This window comes from Streptomyces sp. iso_384 (assembly GCF_056172905.1).
The window spans coordinates 3,343,571-3,364,421 of the sequence record NZ_JBWBTT010000001.1 but is presented as its reverse complement, the minus strand read 5'-3'; the positions used below and the strand labels follow the sequence as shown (position 1 = coordinate 3,364,421).

Here is a 20,851-nt window from a genome sequence, read left to right as displayed (position 1 = left end):
TCACACATGTCGGGGGCAAGAGGCGTTAAGCTGTTTCTCGAATTCGAGGCGGGCCCGTCGCCCTCGCGGAGCACCCCGCGGCCGGGCCGCGGCCGTCGTCCGGAGGAAGCAAGGCATGACCCGCCCCACCGAGGCCGTCCGCCCACCGACGATGGCGGATGTCGCCCGGGAGGCCGGGGTCTCCCACCAGACCGTCTCCCGCGTGCTCAGCGGTCACCCCAACGTCCGGGCCACCACCCGGGATCAGGTGACGGCCGCGATCGAACGGCTCGGCTACCGCCGCAACTCCGCGGCCCGCGCCCTGGTCACCCGGCGTTCACGCACCCTCGGCGTCATCGCGGTCGACCCGACGCTCTACGGCCCCGCGAGCACGCTCGCCGGACTCCAGGAAGCCGCGCGCGACGAGGGCTACCTGGTCTCGACCGTCACCCTGCGCAGCGGCGGCGGCCATGCCCTGGAGGACGCCCTGGACCATCTGGCGGCCTGGGGCGTCGAGGGCGCCGTCGTCATCACCCCCCAGCGTTCGAGCGTGGCCGCCCTCGCGCGGCTGACCCCGCCCTTTCCCGTGGTCACCGTGGAGGGCAGCCACGGGCTCGACGTCCCGGGCGTCTCCCTCGACCAGGAGCTGGGCGCCCGGCTCGTCACCGAGCACCTCCTCGCCGCCGGTCACGAGACCGTCTGGCACGTGGCCGGCCCCGAGGACTGGCTGGAGAGCGCCGCGCGCACCGAGGGCTGGCGGGCCGTCCTGGAGGAGCACGGGATCCACCCGCCGCGCGTACTGCGGGGCGACTGGAGCCCCCTGTCCGGCTACCACGCGGGGCAGGAACTGGCGGGACTGACCCTGGCCCGGCGCGGCTCGGCCCCGGTCACGGCGGCCTTCGTCGCCAACGACCAGATGGCGCTCGGAGTGCTGCGCGCCCTGCGGGAGGCGGGGATCCGCACCCCGCGGCAGGTGGCCGTCGCGGGTTTCGACGACATTCCGGAGGCGGGGTTCTTCCCGCCCCCGCTGACCACCGTGCGCCAGGACTTCACGGCCATCGGCCGCCGGAGCATCCAACTGCTGCTGGAGCACATCGAGGGCACCGCGGCGGGCGTCGAGCACATCGTGGTGGAGCCGCAGCTCATCGTCCGCGCGAGCACCCGCTCGCAGGACGGCGCCTGAGCCGGCCACCGGGAGCCCGTCCGGGCACGTCCGCGGTACACGAAACGGCGCACCCTCTTGCCCGAAGTGATTGTTAGCGCTAACAATCAGGGGCGGCGGCGCTCCCCCGCACCCACTCCCGCAGCAGAGAGTCTCGCTCGTGACCCCACAGCCCGATCCTCCCGGCAGCCCTGACGACCGTGGGCCCGACGCCTGCGCGATCGGCGTCGACTTCGGCACCCTCTCGGCACGCGCCGTGGTGGTGCGCGTCCACGACGGTGCGGAACTCGGATCCGCCGTGCACACCTACCGCAACGGCGTCATCGACCGGAGCCTGCCGGGCTCGGACACCCCCCTGCCCCCCGACTGGGCGCTCCAGGATCCGCGTGACTGGCGGGAGGCGCTGCGTACCGCCGTACCGGAAGCGCTCGCGGCGGCGGGTGTCGATCCCGCCCAGGTCATCGGCATCGGCACCGACTTCACCGCCTGCACGGTGCTGCCGACCACGGCGGACGGCGTCCCGCTGGCCGAGCAGCCCGCCTGGGCGGACCGGCCCCACGCGTGGCCGAAGCTCTGGAAGCACCACGCCGCCCAGGACCAGGCCGACCGCATCAACGCCCTGGCGCACCGGCGGGGCGAGCCCTGGATCAGGCGCTACGGCGGCCGGATCTCCGCGGAGTGGCAGTACGCGAAGGCCCTCCAGGTGCTCGAAGAGGATCCGCGGGTGTACGCCGCCTGCGCCCGCTGGATCGAGGCGGCCGACTGGATCGTCTGGCAGCTGACCGGCGCCGAGTCGCGCAACTCCTGCACCGCGGGCTACAAGGGCATCCACCAGGACGGCGCCTACCCCTCGCCCGCGTATCTCGCCGGGCTCCACCCGGACTTCGCCGACTTCCCCGCCACCCGGCTCGAACACCCGCTGCTCCCGCTCGGCTCGTGCGCCGGAACCGTGACCGCCGAAGCGGCCGCCCTGACCGGGCTCAGGCCGGGAACCCCGGTCGCGGTGGGCAACGTCGACGCCCACGTCACGGCCCCCGCGGCCGGGGCGGTGGAGAACGGCCATCTGCTCGCCATCATGGGCACCTCCACCTGCCATGTCGTCAACAGCGACGAGTTGGCCGACGTACCCGGTGTCTGCGGTGTGGTCGACGGAGGCATCGTGGCGGGCGCGTACGGCTACGAGGCGGGGCAGAGCGGGGTGGGCGACATCTTCGCCTGGTGGCTGCGGCAGGGCGTGCCCGACGACTACCGCGCCGCCGCCGAGGCCGCCGGTGAGGACCTGCACGAGCAGCTGTCCCGGCTCAGCGCCGAGCAGCCGGTCGGGGCGCACGGGCTGGTCGCGCTGGACTGGATGAACGGCAACCGCTCCACGCTCGTCGACCACCATCTCTCCGGTGTGCTGGTGGGCCTCACGCTCGACACCCGCCCCGAGGACGTCTACCGCGCCCTCCTGGAGGCGACCGCCTTCGGCACCCGCGTCATCGTCGAGGCCCTGGAGCGGCACGGGGTGCCCGTGACGGAGTTCATCGCGGCGGGCGGGCTCAAGAAGAACCCGCTGCTCATGCGGATCTACGCCGACGTCCTGCGCCGCCCCGTGTCGCTCGCCACCTCCGACCAGGGCCCTGCGCTCGGTTCGGCGATCCATGCGGCGGTGGCGGCCGGGGCGTACCCGGACGTACGGACGGCCGCCACCCGCATGGGCGGCGTCGAGCGGAACGCGTATCTCCCCGACCCGGACAACGCCGACGTCTACGACGAACTGTTCGCCGAATACCGCGCGCTGCACGACCACTTCGGCACCGGCGACGACCTCCTGCTGCACCGGCTGCGCAGGCTCCGCAACCGGGCCAGGGCCCACCGGTCCGCCCCCTGACCCCGGCGCGCCGCGCAGTCCGCCGCACCCGCACCACGACAAAGGAGTACCCGCCATGCCCCTCGTCCCCACCGACAGCGAAGTGTGGTTCCTGACGGGCAGTCAATCGCTCTACGGCGAGGAGACCCTCGCCCAAGTGGCCGCCCAGTCGCAGCAGATATGCGAGACGGTGGCCGCCGATGCCGCTGCCGGAGCGGCCGCGCGGATCGTGTGGAAGCCCGTTCTGACGGAGGCGGACGCGATCCGCCGGATGTGTCTGGACGCCGAGGCGGACGACCGCTGCATCGGCGCCATCGCCTGGATGCACACCTTCTCCCCGGCCAAGATGTGGATCGGCGGCCTCGGCTCCCTGCGGAAGCCCCTCCTGCACCTCCACACCCAGGCCAACCGCGGGCTCCCCTGGTCCACGATCGACATGGACTTCATGAATCTGAACCAAGCGGCCCACGGTGACCGCGAGTTCGGCCACATCCAGTCCCGTCTCGGCGTCGCCCGCAAGACCGTCACGGGACATGTCTCCTCACCGGACGTGGCCCACCGCATCGCCGCCTGGACGCGTGCCGCCGTCGGCCGGGCCGAGTTCGCGCGCCTGCGCCTCGCCCGCTTCGGGGACAACATGCGCGATGTCGCGGTCACCGAAGGGGACAAGGTCGAGGCGCAGTTCAGGTTCGGCACGTCCGTCAACACCTATGCCGTCAACGAGTTGGTGGCAGCCGTGGACGCCGTCGGCGACGACGCCGTCCTGGCGCTCACCGAGGAGTACGCGGACAGCTACGCGCTGGCTCCCGAGCTGCGCCCCGGCGGAGAACGCCACGCGTCGCTGCGGTACGCGGCCCGGATCGAGGCCGGACTGCGCGGCTTTCTCACCGCCGGCGGCTTCAGCGCCTTCACCACCAACTTCGAAGACCTGGGCGGCCTGCGGCAGTTGCCCGGTCTGGCCGTCCAGCGCCTCATGGCCGACGGCTACGGCTTCGGCGGCGAGGGCGACTGGAAGACCTCGGCACTGCTGCGCGCCACGAAGGCCATGGCACACGGGCTGCCGGGAGGCACCTCCTTCATGGAGGACTACACCTACGACCTCGCCCCGGAGCGCGGTCTCGTCCTCGGGGCCCACATGCTGGAGGTGTGCCCGTCCCTCGCCTCGACGACGCCCTCCTGCGAGATCCACCCGCTGAGCATCGGCGGACGCGAGGACCCGGTCCGCCTCGTGTTCGACGCGGCCCCCGCCCCCGGAGTCGTCATCGGGCTGGCCGACATGGGGTCGCGCTTCCGGCTGGTCGCCAACCGCATCGATGTCGTGGGACCGCCCGAACCGCTGCCCCTGCTGCCCGTGGCCCGTGCGGTCTGGCGCCCCGAACCCGACCTGCGCACCTCGACCGAGGCGTGGCTGACCGCGGGCGCGCCGCACCACACGGTCCTCACCACGGCCCTGGGCCGCGAGGAGTTCGAGGACCTGGCCGACATGCTCGCCGTGGAACTCGCCTTCATCGACGCGGACACCACCGTACGCCGCTTCGCCCAGGAGCTCCGCTGGAACCAGGCCTACCACCGGCTGGCCGAAGCCCTGTGAGCAGCCTCGCCCGAACGGCTCCGTCCCCACCCCCGCCAGGAGGCCCCGCCATGTCCCGCTCCGCTTTCGCGTCGCTGCGCGGCGAGGTCCTCTCCGCCAACCTGCGTATCCCCCGGTCGGGCCTGGCGACCCTGACCTGGGGCAATGTGAGCGGGGTGGACCGGGAGGCCGGCGTGTTCGTCATCAAGCCCTCGGGAGTCCCCTACGACCGGCTCGGCGAGGACCATCTCGTCGTCGTCGCGCTGGAGGACGGCCGGGTCGTCGAGGGCGACCTGCGCCCCTCGACGGACACCGAGACGCACCGCAGCCTCTACCGGGCCTTCCCCTCCGTGGGCGGGATCACCCACACCCACTCCCCGCACGCCGTGGCCTTCGCGCAGGCCCGCCGCCCGATCCCGGTGCTCGGCACCACGCACGCGGACACCTTCGACGGCCCGGTACCGGTCACCGAGCCGCTCAGTGCCGAACAGTGCGCGGTGGACTACGAGTTCAACACCGGAGAGGTCATCGTGGAGCTGCTCGGAGGTGACGACGAGCGGGCCAGGACCGTGCCGGCCGCCCTCGTGGCCCACCACGGTCCCTTCACCTGGGGCGCGGACGCCCATGCCTCGCTGGAGCACGCCGTCATCTGCGAGGCCGTCGCGGAGATGGCGCTGCACACGCTGTCCCTGGGGGCCGTGCCACCGCCTCAGCACCTGTTGGACCGCCACTTCACCCGTAAACACGGGGCGGGGGCCTACTACGGCAACCCTGGAGCTGTGTGAGCCCGGCTCCCGGATTCTCCCGGCGGGCCCGGTCAAGGGGAACACAAGGTGAACGGCGCGGCGCGGGGGCGTGAGCGGGCCCGCGCAGTGCCCCGTTCGCCATCCCGCGCGCCCTGCCGGGGGGCCACGTGACGCGGCGAGGATGAGCCGACCGCACAAGATCCCGACGCATCCGCGCACCCGCCGTTCGGTGGGTGGACCCGCGGTGGAAGGAATCCACGTTGCTGCTTCTCATCTCCCCGGACGGTGTCGAGGAGGCCCTCGCGTGCGCGAAGGCGGCGGAACACCTTGACATCGTCGATGTCAAGAAGCCCGACGAGGGCTCGCTCGGCGCGAACTTCCCCTGGGTCATCAGGGAGATCCGCGGAGCGGTCCCCGCCGACAAGCCGGTCTCCGCCACCGTCGGAGACGTGCCGTACAAGCCCGGCACGGTGGCTCAGGCGGCGCTCGGGGCCGCCGTCTCCGGGGCCACGTACATCAAGGTCGGCCTTTACGGATGCACGACGCCCGACCAGGCCATCGAGGTCATGCGCGGAGTCGTGCGGGCCGTGAAGGACTTCCGGCCGGACGCGTTCGTCGTCGCATCGGGCTACGCCGACGCCCATCGGATCGGCTGCGTCAGCCCGCTGGCGCTGCCCGACATCGCCCGCCGCTCGGGCTCCGACGCGGCCATGCTGGACACCGCGATCAAGGACGGCACCCGGCTGTTCGACCATGTGCCGCCGGAAGCGTGCGGGGAATTCGTCCGGCTGGCCCACGAGGCCGGTCTGCTCGCCGCCCTCGCGGGCAGCGTGAAGGCGGAGGATCTCGCCACGCTGACCCGGATCGGGACGGACATCGTGGGCGTGCGCGGGGCGGTCTGCGAGGGCGGCGACCGCAACTCCGGGCGCATCCAGCCCCGGCTGGTGGCCGCCTTCCGGGCGGAGATGGACCGGCACGCCCGGGAGCACGCGGCCGCCCCGGCCGCGAGCTGACCGCCCGCATGGCCCCGCATCGGCCCCGTCCGGGACCGGCGTCCCGCGGTGGGCACTTCACCGTCCTCGATCCGTCGACGGGCGAGGACTTCGACGAGGCTCCCGACCAGCGGGCGGAGGAGCTGGACGCGGTGGTCGGCCGGGCCCACGAGGCCTGGCCGGGCTGGCGGGCCGACCCGGCCGCCCGCTCCACCGCGCTGCTGGCGGCGGCCGACGCCGTGGAGGCGGCCGGGTCCCGGCTCGCTCCCCTGCTCACCCGTGAGCAGGGGAAACCGCTGCAGGAGTCGTACGCGGAGGTCGCCCGCACGGCGGCCCGCCTGCGCCACTTCGCCGCATCGGCCCCCGAGACCCGTACGATCGCGGACGGCCGGCCCGGGCACAGCGAGATCCGCTGGCGGCCGCTCGGGCCCGTCGCCGCCATCGTCCCGTGGAACTTTCCGCTCCAGCTGGCGTCGGCGAAGTTCGCGCCCGCGCTCGCCGCGGGCAACACGGTGGTGCTCAAGCCCTCGCCCTGCACACCGCTGGCCACCCGGCTGCTGGGCTCCGTCCTGTCCGCCGCGCTCCCCGAGGGCGTGCTGAGCATCGTCACCGGTCATGAGCCCCTCGGCGCCCGCCTCGCGGCGCACCCGGGGATCCGTCATGTCACCTTCACCGGTTCGGTCCCCACCGGGCGGGCCGTCGCGGCGGGCGCGGCGCCCGGTCTGGCCCGGGTCACCCTGGAGCTGGGCGGCAACGACGCCGCGATCCTGCTGGACGACGTGGAGGTGGAGCGGATCGCGGACCGGCTGTTCTGGGCGGCGTTCCGCAACTGCGGTCAGGTCTGCATGGCGGTCAAGCGCGTCTACGCCCCGGCCCGGCTCCACTCCCGGGTGGTCGAGGCCCTCGCGGAACGTGCGAAGTCCGTGGTGGTGGGCGCCGGTCTCGACCCGGGTACGGAGCTGGGGCCGCTCAACAACGCCGCCCAGCTGGCCCGGGTGGAGCAGTACACGGCACGTGCGCTGGCGGACGGGGCCCGGGCCGTGGCGGGCGGTCACCGGCTGGACCGGCCGGGCTACTTCCACGCCCCGACCGTGCTGGCCGATGTGCCGCCCGACAGCCCGGTGGTGACGGAGGAGCAGTTCGGTCCGGTCCTGCCGGTGCTGCCGTACGGGAGTCTCGACGAGGCCGTCGGGGCGGCCAACGCCACCCGTTTCGGTCTCGGCGGCTCGGTGTGGGGGACCGACCTGGACCGGGCGGAGGCGGTGGCCGGCCGGCTGGAGTGCGGGACGGCGTGGATCAACCACCACGCCGAACTCTCCCTCGCCCAGCCCTTCGCCGGGATCAAGGAGAGCGGTGTCGGCGTCGCGGGCGGACCGTGGGGGCTGTACGGGAACCTCAGACCGTTCGTCGTGCACGGTGCGAGGGAGGCCGGAGGATGAGATTCGGCGCGGCGGTACTGCGCTCGTACGAGGGTCCGTTCGCCGTCGAGGAGGTGATGCTGGACGCGGGTCCGGCCGCCGGGGAGATCCTGGTCCGGATCGCGGGCTGCGGCATGTGCCGGACCGATCTCGCCGTCCGGCGCTCGGCGGGCCGCTCACCGCTGCCCGCGGTGCTGGGCCACGAAGGCTCCGGCGTGGTGGTGGAGACGGGCGGCCCGGACACCGGTCTGAGCCCGGGCGACCATGTGGTGCTGAGCTTCGACTCCTGCGGACACTGCCGAAGCTGCCTGGGCGCGGCGCCCGCCTACTGCGACCGGTTCGCCGCGCTCAACCTCTTCGGCGGCCGCGCCGAGCACGCGTCCCGGTTCACCGACGCGGCCGGTGGCGCGCTGGCGCCCCGGTGGTTCGGCCAGTCCTCGTTCGCCGAGTACGCGATGGTCCCGGCCCGTAATGCCGTACGGGTCGACGCCTCGCTCCCCCTCGAACTGCTCGGGCCGCTCGGCTGCGGCTTCCTCACCGGCGCGGGGGCGGTCCTCAACTCCTTCGGCGCCGGCCCCGGCGACACCGTCGTGGTGCTCGGCGCCGGAGCGGTGGGGCTGGCGGCGGTGATGGCGGCCACCGCGTCCGGGGCCGCCGCCGTGGCGGTGGACCTCAACGCCGAACGGCTGGCGCTCGCCGAGAAGCTGAACGCCACCGCGCTGCACGCCGCTTCGGCCGATCTGCCCGGCCGGATCCGGCGACTGACCGGCGGCGGCGCGCGCTTCGCCCTCGACACCACGGGGTCCGCCCGGCTGATCAACGACGCGCTCCGGGCGCTGCGTCCGACCGGCCGTCTCGGGCTGGTGGCCCGGCTGCACACCGCGCTGCCGCTCGAACCGGGGACGCTGGACCGGGGCCGGACGATCTTCCACATCTGCGAGGGCGACGCGGTGCCGGCCCTGCTGATCCCCCGGCTGACCGGGCTGTGGGAGGCCGGTCTCTTCCCCTTCGACCAGCTGATCCGTACGTATCCGCTCGCCGACATCAACGAGGCAGAACGCGACTGCGACCTGGGCCGCGTGGTGAAACCGGTCCTCGTTCCGTGGGCGGGCCCATGAATTCACCGACACCGAGGGAGTGCACATGGTCGACACGGCGCACCGGAACACCGGTGTGGAGGGCGTGGCAGGAGGGGTCGGGGTGACCGCTCTGCTGGTCGCCGCGGCGCGGGCCATCGAGACACATCGCCCCGACAGCCTGGCGCGGGACGCCTACGCGGAGCACTTCGTGCGCGCGGCACCGGCGTCCACGGGCTGGCCGGTCCACCCCCGGGAGGTCCCGGACGGGGACACGAATCCGCTGTGGGGAAGGTTCGCGCGGTACTTCGGGCTGCGGACGCGGGTCCTCGACGACTTCCTCCTGCGGTCGGCGCACGCGGGGAACGCCCGCCAGGTGGTCCTGCTCGGGGCGGGGCTGGACTCCCGTGCGTTCCGGCTGGACTGGCCTCCCGGCTGCGTGATCTTCGAGGTCGACCGCGAGGAGGTCCTGGCGTTCAAGCACCAGGTGCTCGACGGCCTTTCGGCCACGTCGAAGGCGGCCCGGGTACCGGTCCCGATGGATCTGCGCGACGACTGGGCCGGCGCCCTGCCCGGCGCGGGCTTCGATCCGGCCGCGCCGAGCATCTGGCTGGTCGAGGGGCTGCTGTTCTATCTGCCGCCCGCCGCAGAGACGTATCTCATCGACACGGTGGACCGGCTGAGCGCCGCGGGCAGCGCGCTGGCCTTCGAGGTCAAGCTGGAGAAGGACCTGTTGGCGTACCGCGACAGCCCGCTCTACACCGCCACGAAACAGCAGATCGGCATCGACCTGCTGGAGCTGTTCGACCTGGAGCCGCGGCCCGACTCGGCGGGGCGGCTGACGGACCACGGCTGGTCCACCTCGGTCCGCACGCCGTTCGACTTCACCCGTCTGCACGGGCGCGGCCCGCTGCCCGAGCCGAACGACGCGCTGGCGGGCAACCGCTGGGTGTTCGCGAGCCGGACCCAGCGGTAGCCGTCGGCGCGTCCTGCACGGCGGGCGGAGCGCCGGTCAGCGCTCCATGGCGCCCTCGGCGGGTGCCGCTACGCGCTTCGCCCGCTCTGCGGCGGCTTCGAGGTCGGCCCGCCTGCTCCGCAGGAGCTGTTGGGTGGCGGCGGCGTGCTCGGCCACCACCGGGTCGGGGCCGGCCGCGGCATTCTCCAGGGCGGGCTCGACCACGTCGCCTAGGTCGACCAGGGCCCGGCTCAGGCTCATCCGCAGAATGCGGTTGCCGCGGCCGAGCTCCTTGACGAGTTCGGCGGTCAGCCACTTCTCCTCGGCTTCGGGTACGAGGGAGACCGCGACGCGCCACGCGGTCCGGGCGGTCTCGTCGTCGGCGTCGTGCAGCATGTCGCGCGTGATCCAGTCCCACGCGGCCTTGTCGCCGATCTTGGAGAGCGTGTGCATCGCCTGGCTGCGGGCCTGGGCGGACGCGGAGTCGAGCTCCCGGCGGATCCGGGGCAGGGTGACCCCGGGCGCGTAACGCATCAGCGCCCAGGACAGGGTGTCCCGTACGAAGAGGTCGGGTTCGACCCCGCACCGCTCGACCAGCGTCTCCAGGAGTGCGGGGTCGGGGGCCGAGCCGATCGCCATGGCGGCCTTGAGCCGGACCGACGGGTCCTCGGCGCTCAGGGCGCCGGCCAGGCGGACGTGGTGCGGGGTTCCGTTCGTGTCGATCGGGACCATCTCCTGCGTGTAGTGAGAAACCTTGTCGATGCGGCAGGGCCGCCGCGGTCCCCGGCCCCGGTCAGAGGCGGGGCAGCAGGCCGAACTGGCCGAGCACACCGGCCAGGTCCCAGTAGAGGGGCTCCTCCTGGATGCGGCCGTCCGCCGAGAACCGGTACACGGTCGCGCCTCGCATCGTGAAGTGCTTGCCCTTGGCCAGGGCGGCGAGTTGCTCGGGCAGCCCGTCGAGGACGCCCTCCAGCGTGCCCGACATGGTCCACTCGCAGACTCCCGACCGGTCGTCGGCGAAGACGGACCGTACCGCCATCCGGGTCTCGGGGATCGCGGCCAGCCAGGAGCGTACCCCCGCTTCCAGTTCGGCCCGGCCGCTCCAGACGGAGTCGAGGGGCACGTCCCGTGAGACGGCGTCGTCGGTGTAGGACGCGAGCCGGCCTTCCGCGTCCGCCTCGCTGATCGCGGCGAGGCAGGCGCGGACGAGCTGTTCGTTGGCGTGCATGGGCTGCTCCGGTTTCGGGACGGGACGCCCCGTCTCTACGGAGCGTCAGGATGATGCGGGCGTCCGCAACATCGACGACAGGGTGCTGTCGAGGATGTCGGGGACGTCCTTGACCTTGAGGTGCCGTGCGTCGGCCTCGGCCGCCGCGGCGTGCAACAGGCTGTAGAAGGTGGTCACCAGCCAGGACAGCGGGAGGTCCGTGCGGAACACGCCCTCCTCCTGGCCACGGACCAGGACCCGCTCCACCCGGGCGAGGACCTTCTCGTGGTGCCTGCGGCGCCGGGCCGGGGCGATGACGCCCTCGGACGCGGCGAGCAGGAACGCATGCTGTTCGAGGATCCGCCAGCTGGACCGGACGAGCAGCGAGAAGGCCTCGTCGGCCGGCCCCTCGTCGAGCACATGGGCCCCCAGCGCGGCGTCGGCCTGCTCGACGGAGTGCTCCAGCACGGCGTCGAGCAGGTCCTCGCGGGACGGGAAGTGCGCGTACAGCGTGACCCGGCTCACCCCGGCCGCGCCGGCGACCGCGGACAGGCTGACGTTGGGGTCCTTGCGGAAGCATTCGAGCGCGGCGGCGACGATGGACGCGATGCTGCGCTCCGCGTCCGCCCGTCGGCGTGGCTCTCCTCCTGGGGTGCGGCCGCCGGGGCGGCGCACCTTCTCATGCGGCGTGGACATGGTGTGAGCGTAGGCCACCCTCTCCGGGGACGGTCCGGGTGCCGGGCCGTGCCCCGGGGCCGGGCCCGTTCCACGTCCTGTCAGGCATGGAGCCGCGGATCATCGGCCCGGTCACGGCCGGGGCGTCGGACTGCTCCGGCAGCTTCGCGGGGCCCGCGTCACCGGCCTTGCCCTTGGGGAAGAGCAGCACCGAGACGACGATGCCGACGGCGGCCACGGCGGCGCCGGTGAACATCGAGGGCGCCATCCCGGAGACGAAGGCGGACCGTGCCAGTTCGGCGAACGCCTCCCCCGCCTCGCCCGGCAGCTCCCGGGCGACGGCGAGGGCGCCGCCGAGGGAGTCGCCCGCGGCGTCCAGGGCCGTGTCCGGGAGACCGGTGGCGACGCCGCTGTCCGTCACCTCACCGCGGTAGGTGCCGGCCAGCAGGCTGCCGAGGACCGCCACCCCGAGAGCCGCGCCCAGTTGCACGGACGCGCTGCTGGTGGCGGAGCCGACGCCGAGGTCGTCCTCGGGGAGGTAACCGACGATCGCGTCGCTGGTCGGGCCGATGATGAACCCGGCCCCGAAGCCGAGGAAGAGCATCGCGGCCAGCGCCCGGCCGTAGCCGTCGCCGTCGCCGGTGGTGGCGAGGATCAGCAGCGAGACCACGGCGAACGCGAGGCCGGTCGCCGCCAGCCAGCGGGTTCCCACCTTCTGGCGGAGTACGGACGCCAGCGGGGCGGCGAGCAGGATGATCAGGGCGGTGGGTGCGATGCGCAGCCCGGTCTCCCCCGCGTCGTAGCCGAGGACGAACTGCAGGTACTGGACGATCACGAACAGCGCCCCGAGCAGGGAGAGCAGTCCGAGGAAGACCAGGATGTTGCCGACGGCCAGCCGCCGGTAGGCGAAGATCCCGAGCGGCAGCATCGGTTCCTTCGCGGTGTGCTCGCGGGTGACGAAGGCGATCAGGAGGAGCACCGCGACGGCGAAGGCGGTCAGTACCGGCGCGCTGGTCCAGCCCTTGGACGGGCCCTCGATGATCGCCCGGAGAAGGATACCGACGCCCAGCACGGACAGCAGGGCGCCCGGCAGGTCCAGCCGTCGGGCGACGGCCGCCCTGGAGTTCGGGACCGTCTTGAGCGCGGCGGCCAGGGCGAGGACGCCGATGGGTACGTTGATCAGGAAGACGGAACCCCACCAGAACTGCCCGAGCAGCCAGCCGCCGACCAGCGGGCCCATGGCCAGGCCGACGCCGATCATCGCGGACCAGAGGCCGATCGCCTTCATCCGCTCCTTGGGGTCGGCGAAGACGACGCCGATGATGGAGAGCGTCGCGGGCATGATCAGCGCTTCGCCGACCCCCATGACCCCGCGGGCGATCATGAGCTCGGTGGTGCTGCCGGCGAACGCGGCGACGGCGGAGGCGCCGGTGAAGAGGACCAGGCCCGAGAGGAAGACCGGCTTGCGGCCGTAGCGGTCGGCGAGGCTGCCGGCGAAGAGCATCAGCCCGGCCGCCATGAGGCTGTAGATGTCGACCAGCTACTGCAACTCGCTGGTGGAAGAGCCGAGTTCGTTGATCAGTGTGGGCAGGGCGACGTTCAGCACGGTGACGTCGAGCCCCACGATCAGCAGGCTCAGGCACAGCACCACCAGGATCGGCCGGCGCAGGGGGGTGACCGGCCGCACCCGGCGGGGCGCCGGTCGGGGGCGGGGGCGACGCTGCAGTCACGACATGCTCCTTAACTTGAACACGACTGTTCAGGTTGAGGGTAGCGCGGAGCGCGACACAAGTCGAACAGCACCGTAAAGGTTGAGTGGATCGGCGCCCCTGACCCCCGTACGGCCGTCACCGCCGCCCCTCAGACACCCTCCTGGCGCCCCCGGGCCCGCACGAGCGTGCGCGAGACGCTCCGCAGCTTCTCGCAGATCTCCTCGAACTCCCGCTCGGGCAACGACTGGTCGACGATTCCCGCGCCCGCCCGCAGCCAGGTCCGCCCGTGCTGCCGGAAGACCGTGCGCAGGACGAGCGCGGCGTCGAGCGACCCGTCGCTGCCGACCATGAGCACCGCCTCGCTGGGCGGGCGGTGCCGCGGCACCGCCCGCCCGCCGTGCCGTTACCAGCCTGCCTTCACCGCGTTGTAGGCCGTGCGGCAGTCGGCGTTGGTGGCCTCCGCCGCCAGCTTCTCCATGGAGGTGCGCCAGACCTTCTTGGCCAGCTTCTCCAACTCGCGGGTCTCGGCGGGGACGTTCGGGGCGTACTTCTTGATCGTCTGCAGCGAGGACCTGGCGAACTTGTTGCACACGGGCCCGGCAGCGTTCCGGTAGCGGGTGTCCAGGTCCGTGGCGACGGCCTGCCCGTTCTGGGTCGCCCAGGTGTTCCAGGCCGCGCACGCCACCTCGGTGAGCGCCTCCTGGTCGGCCTCGCTCAGCCCCAGCACCTGGCCCAGCATGGCGTTCTTGGCCTTGTCGGGGACCGTGAAGTCCACGACGGGGAACTTGTCGAGGGTTTCGAGCAGCGCCTCCTGACACGCGGGAGGCATCGGGGCCGCGTGCGCGGTGGAGGGGACGGTCAGTGCGGAGGCGGCGAGCAGACCCGCGGTGAGGGCCGTGCGCCTGACGGTACGCGAGAGTGTCATGGGGTGGTGCTCCTTGCGGGGGAAACAGGAATGGGGGTGACGTTCCGGGCGCGGCTTCAGCGCCCGACGGCTACAGAACGATCACCGCCTTTCCAGGTCACGGGCGTGTCAAGGGCGTTGCGGGTGCGTCGGCGGAAGACCAGGAATCCGGCGGTCGCGGCGCCGATGAGCCACAGGCACTGGATCGCGATTCCCCGTACGGCCGACGCGTCGGAGAAGGCGGCGGACATGCCGGCCTGCACGGCTCCGTAGGTCGGCAGGTAGCGCACGACCGCGCTGTCCGATCCGGAGCTGGAGAGGGGGTTCTGCAGGGCGACGTCGAGGATGCTGATCATCAGGATGGCGAACATGCCCTCGACCTCGCGGCGGAGCACCGATCCGAGGACGACGCCGAGCGCGCCGTAGGTCAGAGCGGCGCAGAACAGCGCGGCGGCGAGCAGGAGAGGTTGTCGCGGCGGCCAGGAGACCCCGACGGCGACCGTGGCGTACACCGCGATGGCGACACAGACCAGCGTGAGCGCGGAGAGTTTGGCGAGGACGAGGTGATACCGGGGGTAGCCCGCCATCGCGAGGCGGCGGTCGAAGGCGCCTCCCGTGAACGTGGCCGCGAACATCATGAACCCGGCGATCAGGGTGACCGCGTTCAGCGCACCGGTGATCTGGGTGAGGTGGTTGCCGGGCGGGGACAGCACCTCACCGGTGGCCCGCAGCCGGAACGGGGCCGGCTGGTCGGGGATGGTCACATAGGCGAGGGCGATCCATACGGGGATGTACACGACCACCAGGAGCATCGCGAACCGGTTACGGGCGTGCCCGATCAGCGCGTACTTGGACGCCGTGGTGAACAGCTGCCGGTGCCGCCTCATACCGTCGCCGCCTCCGTACGTCGTTCCTGGCGCTCCAGGCACCCGTTCTCCAGCCGCCAGAGCAGGTCCAGCCGGTCGATGTCGTAGGCCAGGTGCGAGATGACCAGCACCGAGCGCCCGGCGTCGCGCAGCCTCTCCGCCAGCTCCCAGAAGCGCAGGTACGTCTCCCAGTCGAACCCCTGGTAGGGCTCGTCGAGCAGGAGCACGTCCGGATCGTGCATGAGCGCCAGGGTCAGGTTGAGCTTCTGCCGGGAGCCCCCGCTGAGCAGTCCGGCCCGCTGGTCGAGGTACTCGGTGAGGGCCAGGGTCTCCATCACCTCCTCGGCCCGTCGCAGGTTCGCGAGACCGAACGCGCTCTTGAAGAGGTCGAGGTGCTGGCGGACGGTGAAGGAGTCGTCCAGGACCACGGACTGCGGGCAGTAGCCGAATCTGCCGCTGTGCCGCACCGAGCCGCGGTCCGGCCTCAGTTCACCGGCGAGGATCTTCAGCAGCGTGGTCTTGCCCGCGCCGTTCTCCCCGACGATCCCGGCGAGGGTGCCGGGCCGCAGCCGTAGGTCGATGCCCCGGAGAACGGCATGCTGCCGGTAGGAGTGGTGCACATCGGTGACGTCCATCGCGTTGCTCCGTCGTACCAGGTGTTGTCGTACCAGGTGTTCCTGATGGCCCGCGGAACCCGTCCGCGTCGTGTGGTGGGCGGCGCCCGCCCGGCTCATACCGGCGTCGAGCTCTCCGCCAGCTCGCCCACGGCCTGCTCCCACAGCAGCGGCAGCGACTCCCCCAGGGGCAGGGCGCGGTCGGCGAGGAAGGACACCTCGGCCCAGCCTCCGAAGAACGACAGCCCCACCGCGAAGAGGTGCCCCGGCACGAGCAGGGGCAGCAGGGCGGTGCCCGTCACCTGCGAACCCCCCAGGCTCCCCTGGTCGGCGAGGGGCATGGAGGTGGCCATGACGTTGGTGACGCGCGGGGAGAGCATCCTGCGCAGATACCACTCGGTGGGGGCGTCCGGCATGAAGCGGACCAGGTCCTGAATGGCCTGCCGCCAGGTATCGCCCCGCAGCTTCCGGGTCGTCGCCATGACGTGATCCAGCCGTCGCAGCGGCGCCTGAGTGTTCCGGGAACCGTCCGGGTGTTCCCGGGCGGTGCGCACGGGCAGCTCGAACGGCAGGGCGAAGCACCGGTTTCCCCAGGTCTGTTCCTCGTCCGCGCGGCGTGCGTCGACGGGCAGCACGGCCGTCACCCGGGGAAGCGGTACGCCGGCCCGCGCCGACCAGGCCGACAACGACCCCGCCAGGGCGGCCAGATGTACGTCGTGGGCGGAGCCGCCCCGGGCGGCGCCGATCCGGCGCAGGGTGTCCGACGGTACGCGGCCGCGCCACAGCCGCCGTTCGCCGGAAGGAGTGAAGGCCGCGTCCGGGCGGTGACCGCGTACGGGGAGCGAGCCGGCGAGGAACCTGGCGGCGAGACCGACGGCCGCACCGGCTCTCCGGGGCGCCCCGGAGAGCCGGCTCCGGCCCGGCACCGGACGGGCGGAGGGCTCGCCTCCGCTCAGCAGGGCCCGGAAGGTCATGGCGGCGGCCGCGCCGTCCTGGCAGGCGTGGTGGAAGCGGTAACAGACGGCGTACGCGTCGGGTTCATGGCCGTGGACCAGCCAGACCCCCCAGTAGGCGCCGGGAGCGAACGGGGCGTTGAGCGCGGTGTCCAGGGCCGGGTCCCAGCCGGCGGGCCCGTCGGCGACCACCTCGTGCACATGCCGGTCGACGGCGAAGTCCCCGTCCGGCTGCCAGCGTGACCGCCGGCCGCCCGCCACCCGGCTCGTGAGCAGGGGCAGTTCACCGAGACGGAAGCCCACGTGCGCGCGCAGGTCCGCCAGGGAAGGCGGCGGTCCGCTGAGGTAGGCGATGCCACCGGCGTCCCAGCGGACGTCCGGCCGACGGCGCTCCAGGCTGAGGAACGCGCGGTCGACCGAGTGGGTGGGGTGGCGGGGTGAGGGAACGAACGCGTCGGACCGGGCCAACGGCACGGATGAGGTGGACGGGGTGTGTGGCGGGGCGGACGGGGTGCGCTGCTCGGAATCGGGCATGAGGCTTCGGGGCTCCCATTCGGGCCGGGGCGATCGCGCTGACGACCGGAGTGCGGTGGGACGTGAGCGCAGGAGGCCACCGGTTCCGGGCGGCCTGTCCGTCCGGAACCGGTCCGGCGCACTGCCCGGACCGGCCGACCATCAGGATGACCATCGCCCGGAGCGGTTCCGTCCGGTGTCCGCACGCCGCCCCGGCCACGGCAGCCGGATTCCGGCCGTCCCCGCGGCCGCCGGCCTCATCCGCCGTCGGCCCCGGCGACCCCCGGTTTCCCTGTCCTGACGGGCTCGGCGGCCCGGCCCACCCACAACCACTGTCGACATGGCGACTCTTCGACGACCGGTTCGGATCCCGGCGACGGGTTCCCCCGAAAGGAGGACAGGGTTCCGACCACCGCCGTACGGCTCCGTCCGCGCACGGCTGCCGCGCAGGTGAGGGGCTGCCCGGCCGCGCACCGGACAGACGGCCCTTCAGACGCCTCGCGGTGGCGTACTTCGTTCGGGTGAGCAGCGGAGATCGAGGCGCGTTCTCCGCTGCTCGTCTGCCATTGTGTGCCGTGCGCCGGAGATCACCGGGTCCGAAAGGCCCGAGAGCCCCCGTCCGGACGGGTGGTCGGAGAACCGGCGAGCAAGCACCAGCCGCACCGGACCGGCCGGACGAACCGGACCGTGCGCGGTGCGATCGCCGGTGACGATCCGCGACGCACGACGGCCGGTGCCGTCGTCCTCCTCCCGCGCCCGGTCTCCGCAACGGCAGCACCGCCCTCTCTCCTCATCCCCCTCTCTCCGCACACGGTCGGCGATCCGCCCCCCTCTCACCGCCCTTGGAGCCACGCTCGTGCACGTCGCACTCACCGGCGCCACCGGATTCCTCGGACTGCGCCTGTTACGTCGCCTGCTCGGCACCCATCGGTCGGTGACGGTCCTGGCCCACGCCGGGTCGGGGGACGCGCTGCACCGCATCACCCGGTACTTCGAAGTGACGGGCGCACCGCAGGCGTTCATCGCCCGGCTCCCCCATCGGCTGCGGGTGGTGGAGAGTGATCTCGCACTGCCCCGGCTGGGGCTGCCCGCCCGGACGTATCAGGAGCTGGCCGACAGCCTCGGCGTGATCTGGCACAGTGCGGGCAGCATCAATCTGGAAGGTGACCTTCCCGAGCTGCGCCGGATCAACGTCGAAGGGACCCGGCGGGTGCTGGAGCTCGCGGCCTCGGGCCGTGGGTCGCCCGTGGTCCATCACGTGAGCACCGCGTTCGTCGCCGGGGCGCGGCGGGACGGGGTGGCGTACGAGGACGAGCTGGACGACACCGGTGGCTTCGAGAACGCCTACGAGCGGTCCAAGTACGAGACGGAGCTGCTGGTTCGCGCCTGGTCCCGGGAGCACGGCCGTCCGGTCCTCGTCCTGCGGCCGAGCATTCTGGTCACCGACCTGCCACCGCACCCCGAGCTGCCCTCGCACCCGCTGCAGGTCGTGGAGCGGATCCTGCGCGACGCGCGAAGCACCGCCCCCGCGAGCCCGGGCCCGCCCAGTGGCGTGGGCACGCCGGGCGGCTTCGCCGGGCCCCGGCCACGCGTCCGCACCGTGGGGCACCCGCACGGCCGGCTGAACCTGTTGCAGGTGGACCACGCGGCCGAGGTCATGGTGCGGCTGGCCGGTCTGAAGCCCTCCGGCGGGGTCGACACGTACCACGTCGTCCATGACCGCGATGTGCCCGTGCCGGTCGTCGTGGCCCTGCTGGAGCGGCTGGTTCCGATCGCGATCGACCTGGTGGCCGCCAAGCCGGAGCGCCCGTCGGCGATGGAGGCGCTGATGGAGTTCTACCCGGGCGTGACGGCCTACCTCGCCCACCGGCGGAGGTTCGACGACACCCGGGTCAGGGCCCGGCTGGGGCCGTCGGCGGTCTCGGCTCCGGTGGGCCTCGACTACCTCTGGTCCGGTCTGGCCCCACGGGACAGGCCCCGCGCCGCCCCCCTGCCGCCGCAGATCCCCACGACCGTCTCCTGACCTGCTGACCTGCTGATCTCCTCTTCCGTTGGAGTCTTCGCGTGTCCGTCCTCACCGTTCCCGGCGCCACCGCCGCGTCCCCGCCGGTCTTCTCGCCCGAGGGGATCGCGGCCTGCGCCCGGCGGATCCGGGAACCCGTCCATGTCGTCGGCGGGCCGGACGGCCGGGAGCTGGGGCTTGCGACCGGCCCGCCGCCCGGCGGCCAGGTGCTGGGCACGCTGCCACCGCTGTACCCCGAGTGGCTCGGCGGTCGCACGTTCTGCGAGGCACACGGCGTCCGCTTCCCCTATGTCGCCGGTGAGATGGCGAACGGCATCGCGACCACCACGATGGTCGCGGCGATGGCCCGGGCCGAGATGCTCGGCTTCTTCGGGGCCGGAGGTCTGTCGTACGCCGAGGTGGAGCGGGCCGTGCACACGCTCGCGCACGAGCTGGCGTCCCGCCCGAACTGGGGTGTCAACCTCATCCACTCACCGGCCGAACCGGCGCTGGAGTTCCGGGTCGCCGAGCTGCTGCTGCGCTGCGGTGTCCCCCGGATCTCCGCGTCGGCGTTCATGGAACTGACCCCGGCGGTCGTGCTGTGCGCGGCCCACGGTCTGCGCCGGGGCGCGGACGGCTCCATCGTCCGGCGTACGCGTCTGTTCGCCAAGGTCTCGCGGCCCGAGGTGGCCGAGAGGTTCCTCTCCCCCGCCCCGTCCGCCCTGCTGGAGCCGCTCGTCGCCCGGGGGAAGCTCACCCGCGAGGAGGCGGAGCTGGCGGCCCGGGTGCCGGTGGCCGAGGACATCACCGTGGAAGCGGACAGCGGTGGGCACACCGACAACCGGCCGTTGTCGGTGCTGCTGCCGAGGATCACCGTCCTGCGCGACGGGTTGTGCCGGCGGTTCGGCTACCGCCGGCCGGTCCGGCTCGGCGCGGCCGGCGGTCTCGGCACACCGGACGCGGTGGCCGCCGCCTTCGCTCTCGGCGCTTCCTATGTGGTCGTCGGGTCGGTGAACCAGACGGCGGTCGAGGCGGGCCTGTCCGACGAGGCCAAGGCGATGCTCTGCGAGGCGGACGTCGCCGATGTGGCCATGGCGCCCTCGGCCGACATGTTCGAACTCGGCGTGAAGCTCCAGGTGCTGTCCCGGGGCACGATGTTCGCGCAGCGGGCCGGCCGGCTGTACGCGGCGTACCGGGACCACGGATCGCTGGAGGAGATCCCGTCCGCGCTGCGCGCTCCGATCGAACGCGATGTGCTGCGCGCCCCGTTCGACGAGACCTGGCGGCATACGCGCGCGTTCTGGGAGCGGCGCGATCCTGCGGAGATCGCCCGCGCGGAGGCCGACCCCAAGCACCGTATGGCCCTGGTCTTCCGCTGGTACCTGGGCAGTTCCAGCCGGTGGGCGATCTCCGGGGAGGAGTCACGTCGGGCCGACTACCAGATCTGGTGCGGACCGGCGATGGGCGCGTTCAACCGGTGGGTGGCGGGCACGTTCCTGGCCGAGCCGGCGCACCGGTCCGTGGTGCAGATCGCGCTCAACCTCCTCGAAGGGGCCGCCGTGCTCACGCGCGCCCATCAACTGCGCACCTACGGCGTTCCGTTGCCGACCGAAGCGTTCGCCTGCACGCCGTGCGAGCTGGCGTGAACGGCCCCG

Annotated in this window: 19 protein-coding genes; 10 read left to right on the top strand and 9 right to left on the bottom strand. The window is 72.8% G+C overall.

Features of this window, described 5'->3' with window-relative positions; all coding sequences use genetic code 11:
* The first annotated feature begins 115 nt into the window (after positions 1 to 115).
* The 8 genes from AC0VY3_RS14940 (at position 116) to AC0VY3_RS14905 (ending at position 9,771) form a co-directional block, all read left to right on the top strand.
* Entirely contained in the window at positions 116 to 1,162 is a 1,047-nt protein-coding gene (locus tag AC0VY3_RS14940; protein WP_475549772.1) for a LacI family DNA-binding transcriptional regulator, read from the top strand.
* Between the two features lie 139 nt (positions 1,163 to 1,301).
* Entirely contained in the window at positions 1,302 to 3,014 is a 1,713-nt protein-coding gene (araB, locus tag AC0VY3_RS14935; RefSeq protein ID WP_475549771.1) for a ribulokinase, read from the top strand.
* A 55-nt stretch (positions 3,015 to 3,069) separates the two neighbouring features.
* Positions 3,070 to 4,584, top strand: a complete 1,515-nt coding sequence (gene araA, locus AC0VY3_RS14930) for an L-arabinose isomerase (protein WP_103511268.1) — start codon at positions 3,070 to 3,072, stop codon at positions 4,582 to 4,584.
* Positions 4,585 to 4,634: 50 nt separating this feature from the next.
* Complete coding sequence (gene araD, locus AC0VY3_RS14925) at positions 4,635 to 5,348, top strand: L-ribulose-5-phosphate 4-epimerase AraD (protein ID WP_103511267.1); 714 nt, start codon at positions 4,635 to 4,637, stop codon at positions 5,346 to 5,348.
* 221 nt (positions 5,349 to 5,569) lie between these two features.
* A complete protein-coding gene (locus AC0VY3_RS14920) occupies positions 5,570 to 6,322 on the top strand; it encodes a (5-formylfuran-3-yl)methyl phosphate synthase (protein WP_103511266.1) in 753 nt (250 codons plus the stop codon).
* A gap of 8 nt (positions 6,323 to 6,330) precedes the next feature.
* The gene (locus AC0VY3_RS14915; protein WP_475549770.1) at positions 6,331 to 7,740 is read left to right on the top strand and encodes an aldehyde dehydrogenase family protein; all 1,410 of its coding nucleotides are present in this window, start codon (positions 6,331 to 6,333) and stop codon (positions 7,738 to 7,740) included.
* On the top strand, positions 7,737 to 8,837 hold the full coding sequence (locus AC0VY3_RS14910; RefSeq protein ID WP_103511264.1) for an NAD(P)-dependent alcohol dehydrogenase: 1,101 nt from the start codon (positions 7,737 to 7,739) through the stop codon (positions 8,835 to 8,837). Before AC0VY3_RS14915 ends, AC0VY3_RS14910 begins: the two co-directional genes overlap by 4 nt.
* Before the next feature lie 25 nt (positions 8,838 to 8,862).
* The gene (locus tag AC0VY3_RS14905; protein ID WP_103511263.1) at positions 8,863 to 9,771 is read left to right on the top strand and encodes a class I SAM-dependent methyltransferase; all 909 of its coding nucleotides are present in this window, start codon (positions 8,863 to 8,865) and stop codon (positions 9,769 to 9,771) included.
* 36 nt (positions 9,772 to 9,807) lie between these two features.
* Here the strand turns inward: AC0VY3_RS14905 and AC0VY3_RS14900 are convergent, their stop codons facing one another.
* The 9 genes from AC0VY3_RS14900 to AC0VY3_RS14860 all read right to left on the bottom strand — a co-directional run bounded on the left by AC0VY3_RS14900 (position 9,808) and on the right by AC0VY3_RS14860 (position 17,215).
* Positions 9,808 to 10,482, bottom strand: a complete 675-nt coding sequence (locus tag AC0VY3_RS14900; protein ID WP_475549769.1) for a HEAT repeat domain-containing protein — start codon at positions 10,480 to 10,482, stop codon at positions 9,808 to 9,810.
* 61 nt (positions 10,483 to 10,543) lie between these two features.
* Complete coding sequence (locus AC0VY3_RS14895) at positions 10,544 to 10,978, bottom strand: ester cyclase (RefSeq protein WP_475549768.1); 435 nt, start codon at positions 10,976 to 10,978, stop codon at positions 10,544 to 10,546.
* A 45-nt stretch (positions 10,979 to 11,023) separates the two neighbouring features.
* Complete coding sequence (locus tag AC0VY3_RS14890) at positions 11,024 to 11,653, bottom strand: TetR/AcrR family transcriptional regulator (protein WP_475549767.1); 630 nt, start codon at positions 11,651 to 11,653, stop codon at positions 11,024 to 11,026.
* Positions 11,637 to 13,151: an MFS transporter gene (locus tag AC0VY3_RS14885; RefSeq protein ID WP_475549766.1), complete on the bottom strand. Its 1,515-nt coding sequence runs from the start codon at positions 13,149 to 13,151 to the stop codon at positions 11,637 to 11,639. Before AC0VY3_RS14885 ends, AC0VY3_RS14890 begins: the two co-directional genes overlap by 17 nt.
* A 341-nt stretch (positions 13,152 to 13,492) precedes the next feature.
* A complete protein-coding gene (locus AC0VY3_RS14880) occupies positions 13,493 to 13,693 on the bottom strand; it encodes a chorismate-binding protein (RefSeq protein ID WP_103511258.1) in 201 nt (66 codons plus the stop codon).
* Positions 13,694 to 13,747: 54 nt separating this feature from the next.
* Positions 13,748 to 14,269, bottom strand: a complete 522-nt coding sequence (locus tag AC0VY3_RS14875) for a hypothetical protein (protein ID WP_103511257.1) — start codon at positions 14,267 to 14,269, stop codon at positions 13,748 to 13,750.
* Between the two features lie 56 nt (positions 14,270 to 14,325).
* Positions 14,326 to 15,135, bottom strand: a complete 810-nt coding sequence (locus tag AC0VY3_RS14870; protein WP_103511256.1) for a hypothetical protein — start codon at positions 15,133 to 15,135, stop codon at positions 14,326 to 14,328.
* A complete protein-coding gene (locus AC0VY3_RS14865) occupies positions 15,132 to 15,749 on the bottom strand; it encodes an ABC transporter ATP-binding protein (RefSeq protein WP_103511255.1) in 618 nt (205 codons plus the stop codon). Before AC0VY3_RS14865 ends, AC0VY3_RS14870 begins: the two co-directional genes overlap by 4 nt.
* 95 nt (positions 15,750 to 15,844) lie before the next feature.
* Entirely contained in the window at positions 15,845 to 17,215 is a 1,371-nt protein-coding gene (locus AC0VY3_RS14860; RefSeq protein WP_475549765.1) for a condensation domain-containing protein, read from the bottom strand.
* Between the two features lie 835 nt (positions 17,216 to 18,050).
* On the opposite strand from AC0VY3_RS14860, the gene AC0VY3_RS14855 reads away from it, so the two are divergent.
* Together AC0VY3_RS14855 and AC0VY3_RS14850 are read left to right on the top strand one after the other, a co-directional pair.
* Positions 18,051 to 19,217: an SDR family oxidoreductase gene (locus AC0VY3_RS14855; RefSeq protein WP_103511254.1), complete on the top strand. Its 1,167-nt coding sequence runs from the start codon at positions 18,051 to 18,053 to the stop codon at positions 19,215 to 19,217.
* 41 nt (positions 19,218 to 19,258) lie between these two features.
* Positions 19,259 to 20,842 carry a PfaD family polyunsaturated fatty acid/polyketide biosynthesis protein gene (locus tag AC0VY3_RS14850; RefSeq protein ID WP_475549764.1) on the top strand — a complete coding sequence of 528 codons (1,584 nt, stop codon included), beginning with the start codon at positions 19,259 to 19,261 and terminating at the stop codon, positions 20,840 to 20,842.
* Positions 20,843 to 20,851: the final 9 nt, after the last annotated feature.